At 39.8% G+C, this 22,426-nt stretch carries 16 protein-coding genes; 8 read left to right on the top strand and 8 right to left on the bottom strand.

Annotated features, from left to right (window positions below; all coding sequences use genetic code 11):
• Positions 1–123 precede the first annotated feature (123 nt).
• Both nadC and truB read left to right on the top strand, forming a co-directional pair.
• Entirely contained in the window at positions 124–990 is an 867-nt protein-coding gene (nadC, locus tag V7K79_RS01775) for a carboxylating nicotinate-nucleotide diphosphorylase (protein ID WP_335044125.1), read from the top strand.
• A gap of 284 nt (positions 991–1,274) precedes the next feature.
• A complete protein-coding gene (gene truB, locus V7K79_RS01770; RefSeq protein WP_335044123.1) occupies positions 1,275–2,159 on the top strand; it encodes a tRNA pseudouridine(55) synthase TruB in 885 nt (294 codons plus the stop codon).
• A 55-nt stretch (positions 2,160–2,214) separates the two neighbouring features.
• Here the strand turns inward: truB and V7K79_RS01765 are convergent, their stop codons facing one another.
• The 4 genes from V7K79_RS01765 to V7K79_RS01750 form a co-directional block, all read right to left on the bottom strand.
• A complete protein-coding gene (locus V7K79_RS01765; RefSeq protein WP_335044121.1) occupies positions 2,215–2,994 on the bottom strand; it encodes a hypothetical protein in 780 nt (259 codons plus the stop codon).
• 215 nt (positions 2,995–3,209) lie between these two features.
• Positions 3,210–4,046 carry a CheR family methyltransferase gene (locus V7K79_RS01760; RefSeq protein WP_335044142.1) on the bottom strand — a complete coding sequence of 279 codons (837 nt, stop codon included), beginning with the start codon at positions 4,044–4,046 and terminating at the stop codon, positions 3,210–3,212.
• 28 nt (positions 4,047–4,074) lie between these two features.
• Positions 4,075–4,611, bottom strand: a complete 537-nt coding sequence (locus tag V7K79_RS01755) for a hypothetical protein (protein ID WP_335044119.1) — start codon at positions 4,609–4,611, stop codon at positions 4,075–4,077.
• A 185-nt stretch (positions 4,612–4,796) separates the two neighbouring features.
• Positions 4,797–5,363, bottom strand: a complete 567-nt coding sequence (locus tag V7K79_RS01750) for an HD domain-containing protein (RefSeq protein WP_335044118.1) — start codon at positions 5,361–5,363, stop codon at positions 4,797–4,799.
• 243 nt (positions 5,364–5,606) lie between these two features.
• Between V7K79_RS01750 and V7K79_RS01745 the strand changes: the two genes are divergently transcribed.
• The 3 genes from V7K79_RS01745 to V7K79_RS01735 all read left to right on the top strand — a co-directional run bounded on the left by V7K79_RS01745 (position 5,607) and on the right by V7K79_RS01735 (position 7,797).
• Positions 5,607–6,347: an LmeA family phospholipid-binding protein gene (locus V7K79_RS01745; protein ID WP_335044116.1), complete on the top strand. Its 741-nt coding sequence runs from the start codon at positions 5,607–5,609 to the stop codon at positions 6,345–6,347.
• Between the two features lie 32 nt (positions 6,348–6,379).
• Positions 6,380–6,931, top strand: coding sequence for a DUF2231 domain-containing protein (locus V7K79_RS01740; RefSeq protein WP_335044114.1), 552 nt, complete (start codon positions 6,380–6,382; stop codon positions 6,929–6,931).
• Between the two features lie 488 nt (positions 6,932–7,419).
• Positions 7,420–7,797: a hypothetical protein gene (locus tag V7K79_RS01735; RefSeq protein WP_335044113.1), complete on the top strand. Its 378-nt coding sequence runs from the start codon at positions 7,420–7,422 to the stop codon at positions 7,795–7,797.
• A gap of 218 nt (positions 7,798–8,015) precedes the next feature.
• On the opposite strand, the gene V7K79_RS01730 is transcribed toward V7K79_RS01735, so the two are convergent.
• Positions 8,016–11,381: an alpha-mannosidase gene (locus V7K79_RS01730; RefSeq protein ID WP_335044112.1), complete on the bottom strand. Its 3,366-nt coding sequence runs from the start codon at positions 11,379–11,381 to the stop codon at positions 8,016–8,018.
• A gap of 87 nt (positions 11,382–11,468) precedes the next feature.
• Between V7K79_RS01730 and V7K79_RS01725 the strand changes: the two genes are divergently transcribed.
• Positions 11,469–13,184, top strand: a complete 1,716-nt coding sequence (locus tag V7K79_RS01725; protein ID WP_335044110.1) for a hypothetical protein — start codon at positions 11,469–11,471, stop codon at positions 13,182–13,184.
• 258 nt (positions 13,185–13,442) lie between these two features.
• On the top strand, positions 13,443–14,336 hold the full coding sequence (locus V7K79_RS01720) for an alpha/beta hydrolase (protein ID WP_335044108.1): 894 nt from the start codon (positions 13,443–13,445) through the stop codon (positions 14,334–14,336).
• Between the two features lie 11 nt (positions 14,337–14,347).
• Here the strand turns inward: V7K79_RS01720 and V7K79_RS01715 are convergent, their stop codons facing one another.
• Positions 14,348–16,501: a hypothetical protein gene (locus tag V7K79_RS01715; protein WP_335044106.1), complete on the bottom strand. Its 2,154-nt coding sequence runs from the start codon at positions 16,499–16,501 to the stop codon at positions 14,348–14,350.
• Between the two features lie 421 nt (positions 16,502–16,922).
• Here V7K79_RS01715 and V7K79_RS01710 point away from each other — a divergent pair, with 421 nt between their 5' ends.
• Positions 16,923–17,429 carry a hypothetical protein gene (locus V7K79_RS01710; protein WP_335044103.1) on the top strand — a complete coding sequence of 169 codons (507 nt, stop codon included), beginning with the start codon at positions 16,923–16,925 and terminating at the stop codon, positions 17,427–17,429.
• Positions 17,430–17,556: 127 nt separating this feature from the next.
• Here the strand turns inward: V7K79_RS01710 and ligA are convergent, their stop codons facing one another.
• Together ligA and glgB are read right to left on the bottom strand one after the other, a co-directional pair.
• Positions 17,557–19,593: an NAD-dependent DNA ligase LigA gene (ligA, locus tag V7K79_RS01705; protein ID WP_335044101.1), complete on the bottom strand. Its 2,037-nt coding sequence runs from the start codon at positions 19,591–19,593 to the stop codon at positions 17,557–17,559.
• A gap of 329 nt (positions 19,594–19,922) precedes the next feature.
• Positions 19,923–22,214 carry a 1,4-alpha-glucan branching enzyme gene (gene glgB / locus V7K79_RS01700; RefSeq protein ID WP_335044099.1) on the bottom strand — a complete coding sequence of 764 codons (2,292 nt, stop codon included), beginning with the start codon at positions 22,212–22,214 and terminating at the stop codon, positions 19,923–19,925.
• Between the last annotated feature and the right edge of the window lie 212 nt (positions 22,215–22,426).

The following is a 22,426-nucleotide window of genomic DNA, read 5'->3' as shown; positions in this document are numbered from 1 at the left end:
TCATTGTGTCAACTATTTTTCCCAAAATATTTTGGGAGCGTTTTTCTATCCTCTTCAAATCCATGCAACATCAGGGTTTTGAGCTATAGTATTCCTGAAAGTCACTAAAAAAGCGTTAAATTTGTGAGCTATTCTGCTGTTTTGCCGCCCTGGCTGGTTTTAGATCCACTCTTGCGTAGCTGGTTGTTGGAGGATATTGGCCGCGGCGATCGCACTACAAATACGCTACTAGTAGAAGATGTGACGCTAGGATCTGCTAAATGGATCGCAAAAGCTTCAGGGATAATTGCTGGCTTACCAGTTGCAGCTAGGGTGTTTCAGATATTGAATGAAAAAGTCAGTTTTGTGGCAATGGCAGCTGAAGGTACATGGTGTAAGCCGGGACAGGTGGTAGCTGAAATTCATGGTTCACTGGATGCGCTACTGATGGGGGAACGGGTGGCTCTCAACTTGGTTATGCGATTGAGTGGAATTGCTACGCTAACGAATATATACGTAGAAAAAATTGCTGATTTACGTGCTCAATTAGTTGATACACGTAAAACTACACCAGGGCTGAGACTTTTGGAAAAGTACGCGACTACTTTGGGTGGGGCGATTAATCACCGTATGGGGTTGGATGATGCGGTGATGATCAAGGATAATCACATTGCGGCGGCGGGGGGAATTAAAGAAGCTGTTACCCGTATTCGTTCTCAGATTCCTTACCCTTTAACTATAGAGATAGAGACGGAAAGTTTAGAGCAGGTGAAAGAAGCTTTGCAGCATAACGCTGACATTATTATGTTGGACAATATGCCTTTAGATATGATGCGTCAGGCAGTACAGTTGATTTACCAGCAAGATGACCGAGTGAAAATTGAAGCTTCGGGAAATGTGACATTGGAAACAATTCGCGGTGTAGCGGAAACGGGTGTTGATTATATTTCTACCAGTGCGCCGATAACTCAGTCGAAGTGGCTGGATTTGAGTATGAAGATTGTACTTTAAATATAATGAGGCGAATCATCGTACCGCAAAGTCGGTGTAGTATTGGATCTCTCTTAGCTAACTCCCTTCATCTTAGAAGAAAGTTTTTTGTGGGTACCTTGGGATGTAGGATAGATATATGTTTTTATTCGTCTTTCCCCAATAACATGGTTAAGAAAGTGAGTATTTTTTCGTTGATTTAATAGTATTATTTTATACTTATAATTTTAGATTTAAATCTAAAATTATAATATTTGAATATTAGATGAGTATTTGAGAAAGAAAAGAGTAAAAGTATTGCTATTGTGTTATCTCAAGGTTTTCTCAACTTAAACAAACCATTTGACTGGACTTCTCACGACTGCGTGGCGCGGGTGAGAAAATTGTTGCGCATCAAGCGTGTGGGACACGCGGGAACTTTAGATCCAGCAGCAACCGGAGTTTTACCGATCGCACTTGGTAAAGCCACAAGATTATTACAATATCTGCCAGAAAACAAAGCTTACAAAGCCACCATTCGGCTGGGTGTACGGACTACAACTGATGATTTAAAAGGTGAAATCATTAGTTCTCAAGCTTGTACTGGGTTGAGTTTGGCAGAGGTGAAAACTGCACTGGCACAATTTGAAGGCAAGATTGAGCAAATACCACCGAATTACAGTGCAATTCAAGTGGATGGGAAACGTCTTTACGATTTAGCACGCCAAGGGAAAATGGTAGAAGTTCCAGTGCGGACAGTGGAAATTTTTCACATAGAAATTTTGGACTGGAGAGAAGGAGATTTTCCTGAATTGGATGTGGCGATCGCCTGTGGTTCTGGTACATATATTAGAGCGATCGCTCGTGACTTAGGTGCAATCTTAGAAACTGGTGGCACTCTTGCGGCTTTGATCCGTACTCAAAGCAGTGGTTTCGATTTAAAAGATAGTCTCACTTTCACCGACTTAGAAACTAAATTGCAAGGTGGGACATTTCAACCTCTCGTCCCCGATGCAGCCTTACAACATTTGTTGTCTGTGACTTTACCAGCAACATCTGCTCAAAAATGGTGTCAAGGTCAGCGAGTTTCTCTAAATTCTGATATTACTGGGATAGTACGAGTTTATCAAGAAGAGACTCGCTTTTTAGGTGTCGGACAATTACAAGATGAAGTGTTGATTCCGCAAATGGTTTTTGAACCAATTTCTTGAAGAAGAATTCAGAAGTCAGAATTGAATTTTGACTTCTGACTCTTAAATTTTTTTGTTAAACCAAATAACTTGTATTTGGTACGATCGCAAAGAAGGCATACTCATACCAAGCAGTCCAGATGAAACTGCGAATCCATCGCTGACGCTTTTCGGGACTCAATTCGTATTCAAACGCCCCACGAGATACATCAATGGAAGATAGATGAGAGTTGCAACCGCAGCCATGCTGGTAAGTAAAACCGTATTTAGAAGCAATACTTTGCACCTTCATTTGAATAGCAAATACCTTACCTGCATGGAGTATGGCATCCCAAGCACGCTTATGCTCAATATCGCGTAGATCGAATCGCAAGGCGCGTTCTTCAAAAACATGAGCGCGGTAAATTGGGGCTAAATGCACGTGATAAAAGCTAGCAGGTAGTTCATAACCAAATTCATTGAACAAATCTATGCCAATATGAGCCACTTTTACTTCATCAGCGTCATCGATTCCTTTTGACTCCAAATCCCGCAGAATCTCTGCAAAGTTCGGATAGCTGTGTTTGAGAAAGTCTTGCCCAAAAAACTCTAAGGTTTCCCATGCTAGCTGTGCAAATAACTGGGAAAATGATGGTATTAGGTGAGCTAGTTGGGGGCGATCGCTAAATAAGTCAACATCACCACGTTCTAATTTATACAAAAATAACTGTGCCATCTCAACATAGCTTTGAGGCTGGGAAAGTCCGACACTCGTGTTTCCTCTAGCAATGTCTTGCCATATAGAAGGTAGTTGAGAAAGATGAACCGCATTTTCTCCAGCAATGACTGCAACAGGAGGACATTCGAGAAGTTGCATCGACAATCTCCTTTAATACTTTCATCTGTAATTTACCTTAAATAATTACTAAATTTATCTGATGAACACAATAAAAAATGTTTGACAGACTGTCTTTTGACAGCGATATCTACAATGGATTACGCTTACGCAATTTTATTTATAGTTTTTAGGGTATTGGACATTAGTTATTTTAGAATAATTTATAATTAAATTATCTACTCAAAGCATTTTCTTCACCCACCAGCTATTTTTCTATATATTTTTTCACCCTTAATTAACTCTTCATAGTATTGCTCGTAAGAGGTGAACCTAATAGATTCTTGTCTTCCTAAACCTAAGATCCCAAAAGTGCAAAGACTATTATAAAACAGTTCGTGTACCCGTTTTTGAAGTACCTGATTAAAATATATGAGAACATTACGGCAAAAAATCACATTAAACTCATTGAAAGAACCATCAGTGGCTAAATTATGCTGGGCAAAAACAACATTTTCTCTTAGGGACGACCGAAAAATAGCATTGTCATAAGCTGCTGTATAATATTCTGAAAAAGATTTTTTGCCACCTGCTTTCAGATAAAGGTGAGTATATTCCTGCATCAGTTTCAGCGAAAAAATACCACTTTTAGCATTTTGTAATACTTTCTCATTCGTATCTGTGGCATATATGCGGCAACGATGATAAAGTCCTTCTTCTTGCAGTAAAATTGCCATTGAGTAGACTTCTTCACCAGTTGAGCATCCAGCGTGCCAGATGCGAATAAACGGATAGGTTTGTAAGAAGGGAATAACCTGATTTCTAAAGGTATTATAAAAGCTAGGATCGCGAAACATTGATGTTACATTTACCGTCAGAGCAAGCAAAAATCTTTCTAAATAAGGACGATTGTGGAGTAACCGCTCTTGCAATGCAGAAACATTTGCTAACCCTTCTGATTGCATGAAGCCCTGAATACGACGCTTGAGTGAGGAAAGAGCATAATTGCGAAAGTCATAACCATAATATTGATACACACCTTCCAAGAGCAGGTGTATTTCTATATCCTCCAATATCGGTTTGGGCAGAGGCATAATATTCATAATTTATCATTCATCGGTTTCAGTTTAACCAAGTGGCTTTTACTACTAAAACAGCGATCGCAATTATTGAAATCCCAGCTAGCCATCTCACCTGAGAGCGTAGATTTATAATTTCTTGGCTTATACTTTCTGTCTGTGGTATAGAATATGGTTCCAGTTTGACAACTTCAATAGGTACTTGTTCGGGTGGCTTTTGAGGCTTTTCAAAAGAAACTTGTGTGTGTAGCCAATTAGTAATCAGTTGGGGACAATTCTTTTTGAACCAATATAAAGCTATAATTCTAAAAGCTGGTTTAGACATTCGGGCAATTAATTTCATCACCCTATTTAAGGGTTTCAGGCGAAGCTTTTGATTGATCAGATTAACTGAACCAACATCATAAAGACAATTCAGAATTAGTTTCACAGTGGCTTCTTCCCTGTTAATCAAGTTTTGCAATAAAAGCAGAACGTCATGCATACGCTCTGCTTCCATATACTTTTCTGCCAAGTTTTCAGGAGGACTTACAGAAGGATTTAGAGTTGGATTTAGGGGTTTTTTTCTTACTATTGTCATATTGGTAACTTAACAGTTAGAATAATATCAGTACACCTATCTACCGAGAGAAAGATTTCTTATCTAGAGAGAGAACCTAAAAGCCAAAATTTATTCGTGAGATACATCACTATATTGTGTCTGTAAAAAAGCTATTTATGTAGTTTTTGTAAATCTTTTTATTGAATTCTGGGGAAATTAAATTTTTATTTAGATGCTAACACCTCAATTTGCAAAATCACCCGTTCTAATTCCTCAATAATTATAGGACTTTCAGTTTTTTTAAAAGCATCTACAAGCGCTCGATAATACCAAAGAGTACCTTCTTTACGCCCCTGAAAACGTTCCCACAGTGATTCGCCCAAAATGCGATAATCTTTGAGAATTGATTGGGCATTGTAAAGTTTATCAGCTAATGACACAAGTAAAACTGATGGGGAAGCTGTAGGAATATGAGCAATATATACTTCCTTGCGCTGTCGCCAAGAAGGTTTTGGAGTTGTATCAGCGTCAGTACAACCATCTACAATTGCCGTTACATTGTCACCAAAGCGACGGCGAATTTCTTCTCGTGTTGCAGCACCACCTTGATCTTCGATCGCATCGTGTAACAGAGCTGCGATCGCTTCATCTTCATTTGCTCCGTATTCTAGAGCAATACTGGCGACACCTAATAAATGGGCAACATAAGGGACACCCGAACCTTTACGAACTTGATTAGCGTGTAGTTGGGTGGCGTAGGTAAGCGCTGCGGTAAAACGTTCTGAGAGCATTGTATAAAAAAATTCCAGCAGTCAGAAGAATTTAACTGAAATATTTGGTTTTTGTCAATTTTATAACAAATCGCTCCAAGTGCAGAGGTAATAAAGCATAAAAAAGGTAAAAATGTCAAATTTAAATTTGAAATTAGATATACAACATTTAAATCTATATTCCATCGTCAGATAGATAAAACTGTACTGTTAGTTTATTAAATTAACTCAAGGATGTGCTTTCAACAGGAATTAATTTACATAATGTCAGACAATCCCGGATTAGGAGAGCAAGCGCTCAATAAAGCGGCAGAAATAGGATTATCTAGTCAATTAGATGAAGTAGAAAATCTAGATGTAGACATCAAGACAGACCCGCTGAAACTGGTTCAGGGAGAGGTGGATGAAGTCACGATTGAAGGTAAAGGTTTAGTTATGCAAAAAGACCTCCGCATGGAGGAATTGAAAATGCGAATGACTAATGTTGCCATTAATCCTCTAAGTGTGGCTTTTGGTAAAATTGAACTAACTAAACCGACCGAAGCTCAAGCACAAGTTGTGTTAACCGAAGCTGATATCAATCGTGCTTTCAACTCCGAGTATGTGCGATCGCAATTGCAAAGTCAAAAAATACATATTAACGGAGAACTGAGGACAATTGAACCTCAAGATGTAGATTTTCGATTACCGGGTGATGGGAAAGTAGCAATAAATGCCAGCATAAAATTAGTAGAAACTGGTGAAAATCAGCAAGTTGCTTTTTCCGCAGTTCCCAAGATTAGTAGCAATGGAAAAAGTGTGAATTTAGAAAATGTTGAGTATGGTGAAAGTGAAGAAATATCGCCAGATTTGACAAAAGCTTTGATAGATCAAACTAGCGAAATTTTGAATTTAAGTAACTTTGATTTAGAAGGTATAAGCTTGCAAGTAAACCAACTAGAAGTAGAAGTAGGCAAACTAATCCTACAGGCTGAAGCTTATGTGGAAAAAATTCCTTCGGCTTAAAAATGTAACGTAATAAATTCAGGATACTAATAATGGAAACTACAGAAACAACGCAAGTAGGTTCAACACCTTTTCCAAATATTCCACCAGTTATTGAAAGTAACGACAGTGAATATCGTGATACTGGTGTACCGAGTACAGTTGCGATCGCTGGACATCCCTTACACCCATTAACTGTAACTTTTCCCATAGCCTTTTTAGCTGCTGCCTTAGGAAGTGACATTGGTTACTGGTTAACTAGCGATTTCTTTTGGGCTAGGGCTTCGCTATGGTTAATCGGACTTGGATTGGCTGGAGGTGTCCTTGCATCTGCGATCGGTCTGAGCGACTTTTTTAGAATTGAACGAGTCCGCAAGCGTAGTGCTGGTTGGGCACATTTAATACTTAACGTTTCTATACTAGTTTTATCACTCATTAACTTTCTCTTACGCTTAGGCGACGCTGAGTCCCGAATAGTACCTTGGGGACTGTTAATCTCACTCATTGTTGGTACATTAACCAGTGCTTCTGGTTGGTTCGGTGCTGAACTTTCTTATCGTCACAAAATTGGTGTAGTAGGTGGAGGTAGTAAAAGATATCCCTAAAGGAAAAGGAGGAAGAAGATAAGAAAAACGTAGCACTTAACAAGATAGTTGGTCGGAGATACAAACCCAGTGACAGATTATTATTTACAGCTGACGCTAAGAATATTTAGCAGTTATCGTTTGTATTTAATACAGTTTTAATCTATCTTGTGGGATGGAGAGAAGTCCAATATAAAGTTTTCCAAAATCAAAAATATGGAGAATATTTCCTTTACTCAGTAAGGCTTTTGAACCCATCTCACAAGAAAAAATGCAGCTTATTTAATTAATAACTGTATACTTCATCTATACAGTAAAAAAAATTACATCGTAGTTAAATAATCATTATTTATATACGCAAGTTTATAAAAATTACAATCATGCCAAAGGGTGAAATTGCAATATTGAATTTCATACTAAATTAAGTTTAAAAAAGTGTGCAAGTGATAAATTTCCGATTTTAAAGTGTTTTAATAAAGTTATTACCCAAAGTTTAGAGAAGCAAAAACATGAAAGGTTTCAGGAAGTTATCTTCAATAGCAGTATTGCTATTTGCCTTTGTGTCTCCGCCCTCATTAGCTGAAGCGAAAGATATTTCTCTAAGTAATGCTCTGAGTCAACAGAGCCTTACACCAGATGCCAATATAGTTGGAAATAAAACTGGAGAGCTTTTGATTGCTCAACGGCGGTCAGGACGATATCAGAGAATCCGACGACAGCAGAGAATCCAACGACAGCAGCCTAACGGACGATACCAGAGAATCCAACGACGGCAGCCTAACGGACGATATCAGAGAATCCAACAACGGCAGCGTTTTAGACAACGCCAGATTATTGAAAGACAGCAGCCCTACGGACGATACCAGATTATCCGACGACGGTATTAGAGATATAAGTAAAAATGACGTAGGCATAATACCCTTCTCATAACAGAGATGCTATGCGTAGCTTGCTTCCATGAAGTGGCATAGGAAGCTTCAGCTACATGAATTTTGTTTACTAACAATTTTGGATAAGGCACATAATTAGTTTCTAGGATGTCTATTGATGTCTCTGTAATGGTTAGTGGTCGTTCTATTGATCACTAACCATTAACGATAGTAGCTTACTCCAGCCTGGGATTAATCGCTGGTATCACCTTGAAATTGGCGATTTTCCAAGGTTGTATTATCAAGACTTGTTGCTGAGATGAAAATTCAGTACTAGCGGAACGCTCTAATAAATCTACTGTATTTCCTAAATTCAACCCTAAATCACTTTGTAAAGATAATTCGGCTGTTTCTCCGTGAGATTCATAACATCGTAGAATTAACTGCTGTGGATCGTCTTCAGATGGTTTCAAGGCCATCAAGATTAAATTTTCAGCTGATAAATCTAGGAAACTTACTGCTTCAATAGGACTGTTAGCGGTAGCAGAGGGTTGAGCCAGTGGCCAATTCAATATCACTTGCAACGGTATATTTAATTCATAGCCACGCCGTACTGTATGGGCTGATTCCCAACTATCAGCATGAGGATACAAAGTATATTTGAACTCGTGAAAACCTCGGTCAGCCTCCGGGTCTGGCCAATTAGAACTGCGTAGCAGTGTTAGGCGGAGTTGATTTGGTTTGCTGTCATAACCGTATTTACAATCATTGAGCAAACTGACACCATAACGATTTGGGATTGTGGTATTTGTCTGTGTTTTCTCTGTTGTTAAATCAGCCCAGCGCAAAGCAGGAACTTCCCATTTTGCTTGTTCTGCGGGGGTTTGCGGTGAGTCAGCGGTGCAGGAGGGAAACCCTCCGTAGGCGACTGCGTTCGCCGAAGGCGTTCTCGAAGAGTACCCGAAGGGTTTAGTTGGGCGGCGAATCGCGCCACAGGGAATTTCATAAGTAGCAAAGTCAGCTTCAATATTTAAAGGAAAAGCAGCTTTCACTAATACATGATTTTCTTGCCAATTGACAGTTGTAGCGATGTTCAGCAGAGGTGAACCAGTTTGCAGAATATAGTCTTGGCAAAATTCCGATTCACCCAACTGACGCACCACACGTACACGACTTTGCACTGGGCCTTGTTCTAACCACTGAATAGATTGAAGATTTGTTGAGGGTAAGGGATGTTGAGCATAATTGGGGTCTATATTCCAAGCATCCCAATATTGCCCACTGTCTTTAAAAGCTTGCAGTTGATTTCCCGCCCCACTCAAAACTTCTCGTTGATAAGTTTTATCAAAAACACTTGATAAATCTCCGGTGTCAGGATCTATAACAACTCGCAAGTATTCATTTTCTAAAATCCAGTCTGGGGGGAGTGGGGGAGATGAAGGAGAGACGCGATTAACCTCATCTGTACTGGAGAATGAAGGGGAAAGCCAAAATATGCGGTAGCCTACAGGTGGAATTTCGGTAGCGAGAAATAGTAAAGTTGATGGTTGAGATAATTGGGAGATAAGCTGCTTGCCAGAAGCATCGTAAATCTGCCATTTTTGGGTAGTTGTTGGTGGTGTAGGTAAGGCTACAGAGATTACCTCAGAACGTTTCCAATTGAGAGAATTGAAAACAAAAATAGGCAGACTATCGGGTTTTGGTGGTTCTGATAAGGTAACGTGAGATGCGATCGCTAAAAGTGATTCCTGTAATATCTTCGTTCCCACTTCTTCCACTTGCTGCCATTGGGGCAAGGCATCTGTGTAAACTTGGGTAATTGAAGAACCAGGTAAAATATCGTGAAACTGTTGAAATAATACTAATTTCCAGGCTGCTTCAATTTCTGCTTTAGGATATGTCACACCACAGCTTACAGTTGCCAAGGTAGCAAATAGTTCAGCTTGATATAATAAATTTTCACAACGACGATTCCAGCGTTTTTGATCTGCGTGGGTAGTGTAACAACCGCGATGAAATTCTAAATACAGTTCGTCATTCCAAGTAGGGAATGAGGGAGAATCATCACTATTATCTCCTGCCTCTTGCCTCCCGCCTCTTGCCTCCTGCCTCCTGGCTCCTTTACTAATTTGCTGTAAATACTTTTCAGCCGTCGTAAATTCTAAGTCTGGGAAGAAAGGCGACTTTTGCCAGCGTCGGGCGGTTTCTAGCATATCACGGGTGGGGCCGCCGCCGTGGTCGCCGACACCGGGCAGCCACAGGGATTCTGGTAAACTAGTTTGAGTTTGCCACTCAAGAGCATAAGTTGCCATTTTAACCGGGTCAATGCTTTCACCGATGAGTGCAGACATCAAACTAAAGACTTCACTGCCATCAGGCGATCGCCACCAAAAAGCCCCATAATCAAATTTAGTAGTATCATTCCACCGCAACTTCTGCGTTACAAAATACTCAATTCCAGCATTAGCAAAAAACTGCGGTAAAGTTGCACAGAAACCAAAAGAATCTGGAACCCACACCACAGTTGAAAGCTTGCCAAATTTTTCCTGGATGTAGCGTTGACCATATAGTAGCTGACGGACTATTGATTCACCAGCAATCAAATTGAGTTCTGGTTCCACCCACATTCCGCCGACAACTTCCCAACGTCCAGCAGCTACCTGTGCTTGAATCGCCCCAAATAAGTCCGGTCGATGTTCTTCAATCCAAGCATAAAGTACCGGAGTCGAATGACAGAAAATTAACTCAGGAAAATCTTCTTGCAACTTCAGAACCGACTCAAAAGTGTTTTGCGCCGCATTCCAAGTTTCACTCACAGGCCATAACCATGCTAAATCTAAGTGAGCATGACCCAATAAAAAAATTTTAGATTTTATATCCGTAGCTTTCAAAAAGGGGGCTAAGATATCAGACTGAATCAAATTTTGGCGTAGAGCTAAAAACGACTTTACTAACTCTCCCTCCTCGGTGTTGTCTGCGCCTCTGTGGTTCATAACTTCCCCCACCATCGCCGCCAAAACATCTAACTTCTCCGGCGCAAATTTTTCTAAATAAAGCTGCACCACAGCTAACTCATCAGCCACAAAACCGGGATCGGGATTATTATCGGTAATAGATTCATAAACTAGGAGCGATCGCACTAAAGCACCATCACAATGTCCCGGACTCACTAACCGCAAAGCCACAATAAACTCTTCCCCTGGCGTTACCCCTTGACTGATAAGTACTCTCGGCGAACAATCAAATAAATCACCCTCCAGCACTAACTCTCCATTTACATAAATCTCAGCAGAATCTGCCCACCAAACCAGCGCCAGCCGCAAAGATAACCCAGCTAAGGGATAACCGTGTAAATCTTGGGGAACTACCAATCTTTGCGCTAGCCATAGCACTTTTTTCCCGCCCGTCCAAGCAATATGTTCTTTAGCATTCAACTGGACTGGTTGCCAATTAGACAAATCAGCAGCTACGACATCAGTAATAACTGAGTCAGATTCCTGATACAGCCACGTAGACTGAAGATTAACTTGACAAAAAGAGCGCAGTTGCTCAATTGCTTGTGAGATAAATTTGGTCTGGGATTGAGAGACAGTCGGGGTCATATATTCGCTAATATGAGGTGTTGATTATTTTTATTGTTTGGCGCGAGTCTCACAACTTAACAAGACTTGAACTAAAAAATTACTACTATGTCTTCTGGTTCCTCTGGTCGTTATCAAAGCAGACTATTTAACTTTGTCCACCAGCAATCTCGGCGGGTGACACAACAGTGGGAACACACCTTTCGGCATTTGCAAGTTGCCACTAAGTGGGGTGTCGAGATACTACTTTACCCAGTGTATCTACTGTTTCAGTCATCTGAATCATTTGGGAAAACGCTACATACTAAAGAACCGCAAACTAGATTAAAGTTACAACCAAATGATACCGATTTCCAGCCTGAAACTCTACCCAATGCTGATAGTCCCATTCAAAATGTACTAGAAGCAGTCAATTACCTGTCATCAGATGAACCTACCTCCACTTCTACGAAAGCATCTGTACTTTTCAATCCCTTAGCTTTATTGAGAGTTTTTCGGCTAAAATTCGTTGAAAATAACTCTAATTTTACTCAATCATCAAATATCACAGCTAATCAAGCTATCAGTCTTAACCCTTCACAATTAAAAAATACCCTTCAACAGCATCTTCCTATAGTGCGAGGAATTGCCACAAATTTAATGAGTCGGAATTTAGTACTTGTAACTGCTGATAATGAAATTCTAGATATCTTAACACCCGAACAACAGGCAAAATTAGAAGACCGAATTATTAACGAAGTTGCTAATTACTGGCAGTCTTCTCTACGATACGCGACGCGTTCGCGTAGCGTTCCGTTGGTGCAGCCTCTCGTAGAGAAGGAAAAGCGTTTGATTGTAGGTAAAAAAGAAACGCAGCTATTACCACAAATTGACCGATTATTAGCAAAACTCACTGACGTAAATCCAGTTGAAATTCCAGTTTTAGCGGAGGATATACGAAAAGATTTACTCAATACAGATAGATTATTAATATTTCTAGATATAGCCATTGCTAAGTTGGAATCGAATGCTTTAGTCCCTGTGCAAGAACGTAGCCAGAAAATTGTCCAAGTTGCCCAAACTCAGTTAAATATATTTCTTTATGGTAAAGAGCAATTAACTGCCAAAGGAGAAATTGCCCCTAACTCTGATGGGTTAGAAACTAATTCACAGAATTTTCAGGCTTTGATTGAAGCGGCGCTTAATTACTTTTTTGGTGTTGGTAATAGAAAAACACTTGAGACAACAATCAGCAATGATAAATTACCAGGTAAACTATTTCCATCACGCCTAAAAAAAGCCTTGTCTAAAAGTTCTGTAGTAGAGAATCAAGATTTAATAGACGATCCTTGGCTAACGTGGAATGATTTATTTGGTGACACAAAAACTGTTGCTAACAAGCCAGTTACACTTTCTGGGGGGAAAAATCCTGCTTTAGCTCCAAATTTATCAATAGGGCATTTTCCACAAAAGAATTTGAGTGTAAAACAACCTAAAATTGGATTTGGCTTGATAAAAAGAAAACAACCAAGTAGTAATTTAACCTCAAGTCAAAAAACATCTGGAAAGGTCACCTCGGTAAAACAAACTCAAACCCGCATTTCCCAAATTACAAGCGAGAGTCATAAAGGGGAAATTTTACAACAGCAATTTCACCAAAGCAGTCATATTGAGGCACAGCCAGACTGGATAGAAACCACAGCAACTTCAACTGGCTATGAAAAGCACCCTTTAGAGCAACTTTTGGAATGGCTTGATTATATTATGGTCTGGCTAGAAAAGAAATTTGTAAGGATTTTTCAGTCGTTGCGGCAGCTATGGCAAGGAAATGATCGTAATTCGTAATTCGTAATTAAGATTTGTCAGCTTGCATCTGGGTTTCCAGGTTTACATCTATAGCCTAATTTTGGATAATTTGTACAAACTGGTAGATATTTTTTAATAACCTATAGGACGAATGGTATTTACTTAAACAAAAGTTGTTCACAGATACCCGACTTATTCAAGAAGTCAAGTGTCTAAATTCAGCGATTTAGTAAGTGTTAATGAATAAATATTGACTTTTTAGTAGCTTGTTGCGAGAATACGTAAAAAATTAACCAGATGATTGACCATAGCGATCGCCTAGCTTCTCGTAAAGAAGGCAGATTCCAAGGTGTTGGAGGACTTGAACTGTATTACCAAAGCTGGCATCCAGAGGGTAAAGTCCGGGCAATATTAGCGATTGTGCATGGACTCGGAGCGTACAGCGATCGCTACAGTAATATAATTGAGCATTTGATACCCAAGCAATACGCTGTCTACGCCTTAGACTTGCGGGGTCATGGACGCTCACCAGGTCAGCAAGGCCATATCAACGCTTGGAGTGAGTTTCGTGAAGACCTGGGAGCTTTTTTAGAGTTAATTCAGACTCAGAATCCTGGATGTCCAGTTTTTCTCTTGGGTCACAGTTTGGGAGGGGCGATTGTTTTAGATTACATTCTGCGCTATCCCCAACAAGCATCATTATTGCAGGGTGCGATCGCTCTTGCGCCAAGCTTGGGTAAAGTAGGGGTTTCACCTATTCGTGTACTTTTAGGAAAAATACTCTCACGGGTGTGGCCGCGTTTCACCCTGAGTACAGGTATTGACATCAGTGCTGCTTCACGAGATCCGCAGGTTTTAGCCGCCATTGCTCAGGATACACTGCAACATACCCTTGCTACTGCTCGTCTGGCTACAGAATTCTTTGCAACAGTTGATTGGATTAATGCTCACGCTGGTGATTGGCAATTACCATTGTTGATTCTGCATGGTGGTGCAGACCGAGTAGCTTTGCCGGTGGGGAGTGACATCTTTTGCCAACGGGTAAACTACAAAGATAAGCTGAGAATTGAGTATCCCGGAGCCTATCACGAACTTCAGAGTGACATAAATTACCGCGAGGTAATGGCTGATATAGAAGATTGGTTAGAGCGACATTTATCATCTGAAGGTAATTCCTATTTTATTATCTGAATGGATACTCATCACTCTGAGAATATCTTTTTGAGTTCAGAAATATAATTGGAGTTATTTATTTTCCAGTCTTGCCATGCATTTTGAATAGCTTCTTTTTGTTCTTGAGTTAACTGCCAAGAAAGTGGAGGATTGATTTTACCACGAGGAAATTTAATAGGAATATGCATAATTTCTATTCCTTTTTGACAATATTTATCTTTTGAAAATTGCTGCAATTTTTCTTGCTCATCATACTTATAGCCACATTTATACTTGTCTATCAAAAGTTTTATATTTAATGTATTGCCTTCATTCTGTGTATCACTACGAACATTTAATAAAGCGAGCAATGAACCAATAACTTCCATCTGCCATCCCGGAGCACCTTTTTCTTTTTGGGGATTCTCATCATCGGGAAAAGCATTAATTTGGATTAAAATAACTTTTTTAATTTGGTGAGATTGCTCAGATTCTAATAGTTGATCGAGTAATTCTATAGTAGTACCAATACCAAAGTTGTCGAAGTAACCACCATCACCTATATGATAATTCCATCTAGTGTCTAGACTAGGACGACATACTGGAGATACATAAGGAAAAGTGGCAGATAATCTAGCGGCTGTTGTCACATCAATATCATATTCTGGATAAAGGGTATTAAAATCTATAGATTTGCAATCCTGATGCAGACTAAAAGTCATTGGACTAACTAAAAAACGCCGTCCATCTTCAACTAAAGTTGCATTAAAAATAGGAATAGGAATAATTCCTTGATCAATTTTGTCGCTCCAGCTAGCTAAACTTTCATTTTTAGTTTTCATTTCCATTTCCCCTTTCCAATCTATTTCGATAGCAGTACCACGGTCTTGCTCAGTTGCAGTATTATTCTCTTGTGCTTTTGGTACGACAAAAGGTAAACCAATAAAACGAAGTAAATCTGGATAAGCTAATCCCCAACCTGTAGCATCCAAACTATCTTCTGTAGCGCTTTTAAAAATCTGTTTTAATTGATTTTCTTCTGGATAACCCCGATTTCCAAATCTATTCAAATAAAACATTGTTCCGACAGAACCACCAGAAACCGAACTTATCCAACCAATTGCTTTGGTAAAATCAGATCCAAGTTCTTCTTGTAAACCAGTCAAAACTTTAGTTGTCCATCCAGATGCTTGAATACCTCCACCACTTGCACAAACCACTACTAAAGTTTTCTTTTCACTTTTTTGATTTTTCAGACGTTGAAAGATAACATTAATCCACTTTTCTTTTGTTGGTTTTTCCCACTTATTGTTTGAGTATATTTTGTAAAAATGGTCTGTTTTAAAAATAGCATAAGAAGCAGATGAAATTGCTAAAAATAATAGCAATGTAGGAATGCGAGACACATCAACAAAGTAAGATATTCCTCCTATCCACACTACCATAACTGACAAAATGAGAGTAATATAAAAAAGAGCAGGAGCTTCAAATCTATTAGGAGTTGGGCTAGGTTTCAAGATAAAATAACCTAATCCATAAACAATTAATAGAAAAATGGAAAATACTGTTATTGTAGCAATTCCGTATGATAAATTATTATTTACATCTATGTAACCCCTTTGTATTCTTTCTGGTAAAAAAGAAATTATTTTCGATAAGACCTGCTTTAAAACCTGATTGGATTCAAAAGATTTATTGTTAAAGTAATTTGTTATTAGCAATAAAGCTCCTACAATAATACCAAATATAATTCCCCAACCTTCCCAGCTACGATCTGCTTCTTCTATTTCTTTTTTAGAAAGCTGAATCGCCTTGATGGCAATCGGAAGACTTAAGATGATAGCGATTAAATATTGAAGAAATTCTGGAATTCCTTGCTGCTGAGGTACATCAAAACGAAAATGAGAATTATACAAGATGATATCGAAAACTTGTATCGTAGCTAGTCCTGCTAAAACTGCACCTCCAATAACTAAAACCAACTGATTATTAGCACGAAGTACAAATAAGTTTTTTAACATCGCTGATAAACCAGTATTCACTGAAATTGTTGGCAATAATAACAGCAATAAACCAACAATTATAGGCACTCGCAAAAAGAAAATATATTGCAATATACTGTAGAAATTTTGTAGCATTAAAATCAGGAATGCTAGTCCCACCCATAAGACAATGCCGTTAAAAACCTGTTGTCTTTTGTTCATGACAAATTTATGTAAATATACAAAATGTTAATTGTTTTTGTTCATATTGGTTTATATCTTGCACCTAGCTTTCAGCTCGATGAGAGTAAAAGGGAAAGTGATTAATCTACAAGATGTTTACTTTCCTCAATAACAGTTAATAGTAAAGGAGCAAGATATAAGCCAATAGAGTTTGATACACAGGAACATATCAAAATTCCGTAAAAGCTACTGTAAAGTTATATTTAGTTAAGTGTTAAGTAGTGGTTAATATAGCGGTATGCAGTTGAGTGAGATACAAAAGCTATGCTGAAAGGTTTACTTAAACACATCAAATCATTACTTTAGTCATGGATATATTCATGACTTTCTCTTCATGCATAGCTAATTGTTCCATGTTTAAAATTAGAGCGATTTAGTAAAAATACGCTTGAGTAGTTCAATGCATTTAACAAAACTTCACTATGTGGCGTTGCCTTCTAAAGTTCAACAATTTAAAACTCCAGTAATTGCTGCTATTACTGCAACCGTTCTTAGTCAATTTACATTGAATTTTCAATGGTCAACTAATTCATTCACACAAAATAGCCCGCTAATACAACAGTGTCCAATGATAGCTCGTGTAGCAAAAGAAGCAGAAGCAACCACAGAGCAAGAATCCGAATTATATCAAATTTGTCAGGACAAGCGCTCTGAAATCGAAAATATCCTCACACCCGAACAACGGGAGGTATTCAATGCAAGTATGGCAGAGGGTAAGAGTTTACCTTATGCCATTCGTGTTCTAGATAGTTCTCCTGAATTAAAACTTTCAGATCAACAACGGGAGCGGCTCAAGGGAATTCGCAAATCAACTCTAACACGTATCGAAATAAAGTTTGGTTGGAACGTACACGAAAAAATCCCTAAAAGCCGTCATTTACAAAGGGAAAATATTTCTCTTCACTAAATTATTAATTTTTATTTGTTCATATTCTTCAACATTACCGTCAACAAATTCGACATTGACTACAGGTCTTTCTTCCTATTGTCGTCATAAATTATTAATATTTGGAGGTCAGCATGACGGCTCAATTTCAACCTTCAACCATTTCTAATAACTGCGTCTCACTTAACTGTGGAATTCCCAAAGAAACTGCTTTTTCTAACTTGGAACCAGCATCTTCTCCTAACACTAAATAATCTGTTTTTTTACTCACTGAATCAGTCACTTTGCCCCCAACTTTTTGAATCAAAGTCTTCGCTTCATCTCGCTTTAAAGTTGGCAATGTTCCCGTAATTACAAAAGTTTTACCTGCGAACTTATGATTACCATCCCCAATTACTTTTGTTTCTTCTGGGGCAGTTAATTGCAATCCTTCTGCTTGTAAACGTTTTATCAACTTTTGGTTAGCGTCAATCCGAAACCATTGGTATAGTGATTGGGCAATTTCAGCACCAATACCGTAAATGCCTTCAATATCTGATTGCTTTGCTGTAGCTAACTGGTCTACAGTGAAATATTTCTGAGTCAACAATTGAGCATTTACACTGCCAACGTGGCGGATACCTAAACCATACAATACTCTTGACCAAGATTGATTTTTGGATTGAGCGATCGCATCAATCAACTTCTCTGCCGACTTTTTCCCCATCCTTTCCAATTCAGATAATTTCTCTGCTGTCAACTCATATAAATCAGCAACGGAATGCACCAAACCTTTATCAACAAGTTGATATACCAGCTTTTCGCCCATGCCTTTAATATCCAAGGCATCACGACTTACCCAATGTTCAATGGAACCTTTGAGAATAGCTGCACAGGAAGCATTGACGCACCGAGTCACCGCCTCACCTGATTCTCGCACCACCGATTGACCGCAGACTGGGCAATCGGTAGGCATAACGAAGGGTTCGGTATCAGCTGGACGGAGTTCTTTGATTACCCTTAGCACTTCTGGAATGATTTCCCCAGCTTTGCGGACAATCACAGTATCGCCAATGCGAATGTCTAATTGAGTAATGCGATCGCTATTATGTAAAGTGGCGCGAGAAACTGTTGTTCCCGCCAGTTGCACCGGGCGCATCTCTGCTAATGGCGTTAACGCCCCCGTTCGTCCCACATTTACTGCAATATTTTCCACACGGGTGGGTGCTTCTTCGGCTGGATACTTTAAGGCTACTGCCCACCGGGGAAATTTCTGCGTAAACCCTAGCTGTTCCTGAAGTTTAAAAGAATTCAGCTTTACCACTACTCCATCAGTCATATAGGGTAAATTCAGCCGTTCCGTGTCCCAATATTCATAATATTTTGCCACTTCTGCGAGTGAAGCACACAGTTTGTGGTTAGGGTTAACTCGAAAACCCATCTTTTCCAACAACTCTAAAGCTTCCCATTGGGTATTAGCAATACTAGTGTCATCTCTACCAGGAATGTGCAGCGTGTAGCCAAAGAAATCTAAGCGGCGTTTAGCGACAATCCGGGAGTCTAGTTGTCTGAGTGTACCAGCTGCGGCATTGCGGGGATTGGCAAATAATTGCTCGCTTGCTTTTTGCCTTTCCTCGTTGATTTGTTTAAATACTTCCAAGGGCAAAAACGCTTCACCTCGCACTTCTACTCTTTCTAGAATTTCTAAGCCTTCAAAATTTAAACGTAAGGGAATTGAGCGAATTGTCCGCACGTTTTGAGTGATATCTTCACCCGTTACCCCATCACCCCTAGTTGTCCCTCTAACTAGAATGCCATCTTGGTAGGTAAGAGCCAAAGCAGAACCATCAATTTTAAGTTCAGTGACATATTCCACTGAATCTATTTTCGGCATTTGTCGTCGCCAACGCTGATCCCACCCTTGCAACTCATGAATATTGAATGCATTCTCCAGACTGTACAAGGGGATATTGTGCCGCACCGAGGTAAACTGCGTTGCAGGTCTCTCACCTACACGCTGAGTCGGACTATCGGGTGCTGTTAATTCTGGATATTGAGTTTCTAGTTGTTGCAATTCTCGATATAACTGGTCATAGATTGCATCCTCCATGATTGGAGCATCTAGAACGTAATAAGCATAGCTAGCTTGTTGCAATAACTGGCGCAATTCTTCTGTACGCTTTACTTCCGGCTTAATCTGTATCATTAGAATTATTATAAAATATCTAGAATTAGGGCTGACAAATCATACATTTGTACTATACAAAATTTTTTTTGGCTTTTGAGCCATATCTAAAGCTAAATAAGTTTTATCAAATTTTTTGCTACTCAACACTTAACCCAAGCGTATTGAATGCAGAGCGATCGCTAGTTAAAAATCATGAAAAAGAATGTAGAGACGTAGCACTGCTACGTCTCTACAAGGGTTATGAATAACGAATATTTAGTTTCACCAGAGTCTATTAAAGAACTGGGTTGAGTAGCTGTCAATAAACAAAACTATCTATAGGGTGGGGCAGCACCCACCCCAAATTGTTATCCAATTACCTCAGCAGTCTTCTCCTTATCCAACTTGAGAATCAACACACCCAGAGGTGGCAAACATAAATCCAGTGAATAAAGATGACTGTGCAAAGACCAATCATCCGTCCATTTACCACCTAAGTTGCCCATATTGCTGCCGCCATACTTACGGGCATCACTATTAAACAACTCAGTATAAAATCCTTTTTGCGGTACACCGATACGGTAGTGAGAATGGGGTTGTGGTGTAAAATTGCAAACGACGATCGCAAAATCATCAGAATCCTTGTCACGACGCATAAAGGCAACTACACTATGGCGGTTATCGCTACAGTCAATCCACTCAAACCCCGGTTGGGCAAAATCCTGGGTGTACAAAACTGGTTCAGAACGGTAAAGATAATTCAAATCGTGGAAAAACGTTTTTAACTGTTGGTGGGCTTCATGCTGCAATAAATGCCACTCCAAATCTGTCCAATCATTCCACTCACTCCACTGCCCAAATTCCATGCTCATAAACATGGTTTTCTTGCCTGGGTGAGCAAACATATAGGTAAATAAACAACGCACACTAGCTAACTTTTGCCATGTATCTCCCGGTATTTTACCGATAATATTGCTCTTGCCATGCACGACTTCATCGTGAGACAGGGCTAGCATAAAGTTTTCGCTGTGGTTGTACCACATACTAAAGGTGATATTGTTTTGGTGGAACTGGCGGAACCAAGGATCCATGCTGAAGTAATCCAGCATATCGTGCATCCAGCCCATATCCCACTTCAAGTTAAAACCCAGTCCGCCTGTATAGGTTGGCCAAGATACCATTGGCCAAGAAGTGGATTCTTCAGCAATTGAGAGAACACCGGGGAAATAGCTAAAGATAATGTTATTTACCTGACGTAGAAAATCTGCTGCTTCTAGGTTTTCTCTGCCACCGTACTGATTGGGCAGCCATTCTCCTGGTTCGCGGCAATAGTCGTTATAGAGCATCGAGGCAACAGCATCGACACGAACCCCGTCAATGTGGTACTTGTCAAACCAGAAGAGAGCATTTGCTGCTAGGAAATTACAAACTTCATGGCGACCGTAATTGAACACCAAAGTACCCCATCCTTTATGTTCGCCTTTACGGGGGTCAGCGTGTTCGTATAGGTGGCTACCATCAAAGAAAGCTAAACCATGTCCATCTTTGGGGAAGTGACCAGGAACCCAATCTACAATTACCCCTATATCATTTTCGTGACATTTGTCAATAAAATACATCAAATCTTCGGGTCTGCCAAAACGCGAGGTAGGGGCATAGTAACCAGTTACTTGATAACCCCAAGAACCATCAAAGGGATGCTCCGCAATGGGCAGCATTTCTATGTGGGTGTATCCTAATTCTTTGACATAGGGAATGAGTCGGTCAGCTAGTTCTCGGTAGGTAAGGAAGCGTGCGCCCGGCTTTAGTCCAGAAACGAGAATTACTGGTTCAGTTTCACCATTTGGCAGTTTGGCTGGTTCCGCACTCGAAGCGTGTAACCAAGAGCCTAAATGCACTTCGTAGACTGAAACTGGCTGAGTTAGGGGGTCAATGCGACGCCGCTTTTCCATCCAGTTTTCATCACTCCAATTATAAGCATCTAAATCAGTGACAATGGATGCAGTTTTCGGGCGAACTTCTTGCTGGAAACCGTAGGGATCGGATTTTTCGTAAATGTGTCCTTCAAAATTTTTGATTTCATATTTGTAATGCTCTCCTACACCGATTTCAGGAATAAATAATTCCCAAATTCCGGTGGGGCCTTTACGCATCTGATGTTTACGCCCATCCCAGAGGTTGAAATCTCCCAGCAATGAAACATTACGAGCGTTGGGTGCCCAAACAGCAAAATAAACGCCCTTAACGCCGCCTATTTCCGTGGGGTGCGCTCCCAGTTTTTCATATATCCGATGATGGTTGCCTTCACCAAACAAATGCAAGTCAAAGTCTGTCAAGCGGGGAGAACGGAAAGCGTAAGGGTCATAGATGACACGCTCATGTTCTCCTTCTTTAATCCGTAACTGGTAATTTGCCAATTCGGCAGTTTCAATAGTGCATTCAAAAAAGTGAGGATGATGCACTGTTTGCATTGGGTATTCTTTGCGTTGTTCAGGCAGAACGACCCATGCTGCACTTGCATTTGGTAGGTAGGCCCGCACAGCCCAGACAGTTTTGCCATCTTGCTCTATGGTATGAGAGCCTAGTATTTCAAAGGGATCGTTATGCTGATTCCAAACGATGCTGTTAACCTGTTCAGGGGCGATCGTGGTCATGGACATGAAGCTACCTAAGTGAAATAATGTGATTGACTAAATCTACTTTTTTAATATCTATATATATTCTTTACATTTATTTGCAATTTTGTCGCCACCGTTATCCTACATCAAAATCTGGCATTAGGTATGATGCATAGGGCACTTATACTGAGCGACTTGCCCTCTTGGTAGTCGTTTGTGTAGCGTCCCGTAGGGAAGGGAGTCGAAGTATTGGG

The organism is Nostoc sp. (assembly GCF_036917575.1).
Classification (GTDB): domain Bacteria; phylum Cyanobacteriota; class Cyanobacteriia; order Cyanobacteriales; family Nostocaceae; genus Nostoc.
The sequence above is the reverse complement of the archived record's forward strand: the minus strand, read 5'-3'. Positions and strand labels throughout refer to the sequence as shown.

Coding starts and splice junctions, on each gene's coding strand:
- V7K79_RS01765 (WP_335044121.1), bottom strand. CDS start 2,994: ATGCAACTTCTCGAATGTCCTCCTGTTGCAGTCATTGCTGGAGAAAAT.
- V7K79_RS01760 (WP_335044142.1), bottom strand. CDS start 4,046: ATGCCTCTGCCCAAACCGATATTGGAGGATATAGAAATACACCTGCTC.
- V7K79_RS01755 (WP_335044119.1), bottom strand. CDS start 4,611: ATGACAATAGTAAGAAAAAAACCCCTAAATCCAACTCTAAATCCTTCT.
- V7K79_RS01750 (WP_335044118.1), bottom strand. CDS start 5,363: ATGCTCTCAGAACGTTTTACCGCAGCGCTTACCTACGCCACCCAACTA.
- V7K79_RS01745 (WP_335044116.1), top strand. CDS start 5,607: ATGTCAGACAATCCCGGATTAGGAGAGCAAGCGCTCAATAAAGCGGCA.
- V7K79_RS01740 (WP_335044114.1), top strand. CDS start 6,380: ATGGAAACTACAGAAACAACGCAAGTAGGTTCAACACCTTTTCCAAAT.
- V7K79_RS01735 (WP_335044113.1), top strand. CDS start 7,420: ATGAAAGGTTTCAGGAAGTTATCTTCAATAGCAGTATTGCTATTTGCC.
- V7K79_RS01730 (WP_335044112.1), bottom strand. CDS start 11,381: ATGACCCCGACTGTCTCTCAATCCCAGACCAAATTTATCTCACAAGCA.
- V7K79_RS01725 (WP_335044110.1), top strand. CDS start 11,469: ATGTCTTCTGGTTCCTCTGGTCGTTATCAAAGCAGACTATTTAACTTT.
- V7K79_RS01720 (WP_335044108.1), top strand. CDS start 13,443: ATGATTGACCATAGCGATCGCCTAGCTTCTCGTAAAGAAGGCAGATTC.
- V7K79_RS01715 (WP_335044106.1), bottom strand. CDS start 16,501: ATGAACAAAAGACAACAGGTTTTTAACGGCATTGTCTTATGGGTGGGA.
- V7K79_RS01710 (WP_335044103.1), top strand. CDS start 16,923: ATGCATTTAACAAAACTTCACTATGTGGCGTTGCCTTCTAAAGTTCAA.
- ligA (WP_335044101.1), bottom strand. CDS start 19,593: ATGATACAGATTAAGCCGGAAGTAAAGCGTACAGAAGAATTGCGCCAG.
- glgB (WP_335044099.1), bottom strand. CDS start 22,214: ATGTCCATGACCACGATCGCCCCTGAACAGGTTAACAGCATCGTTTGG.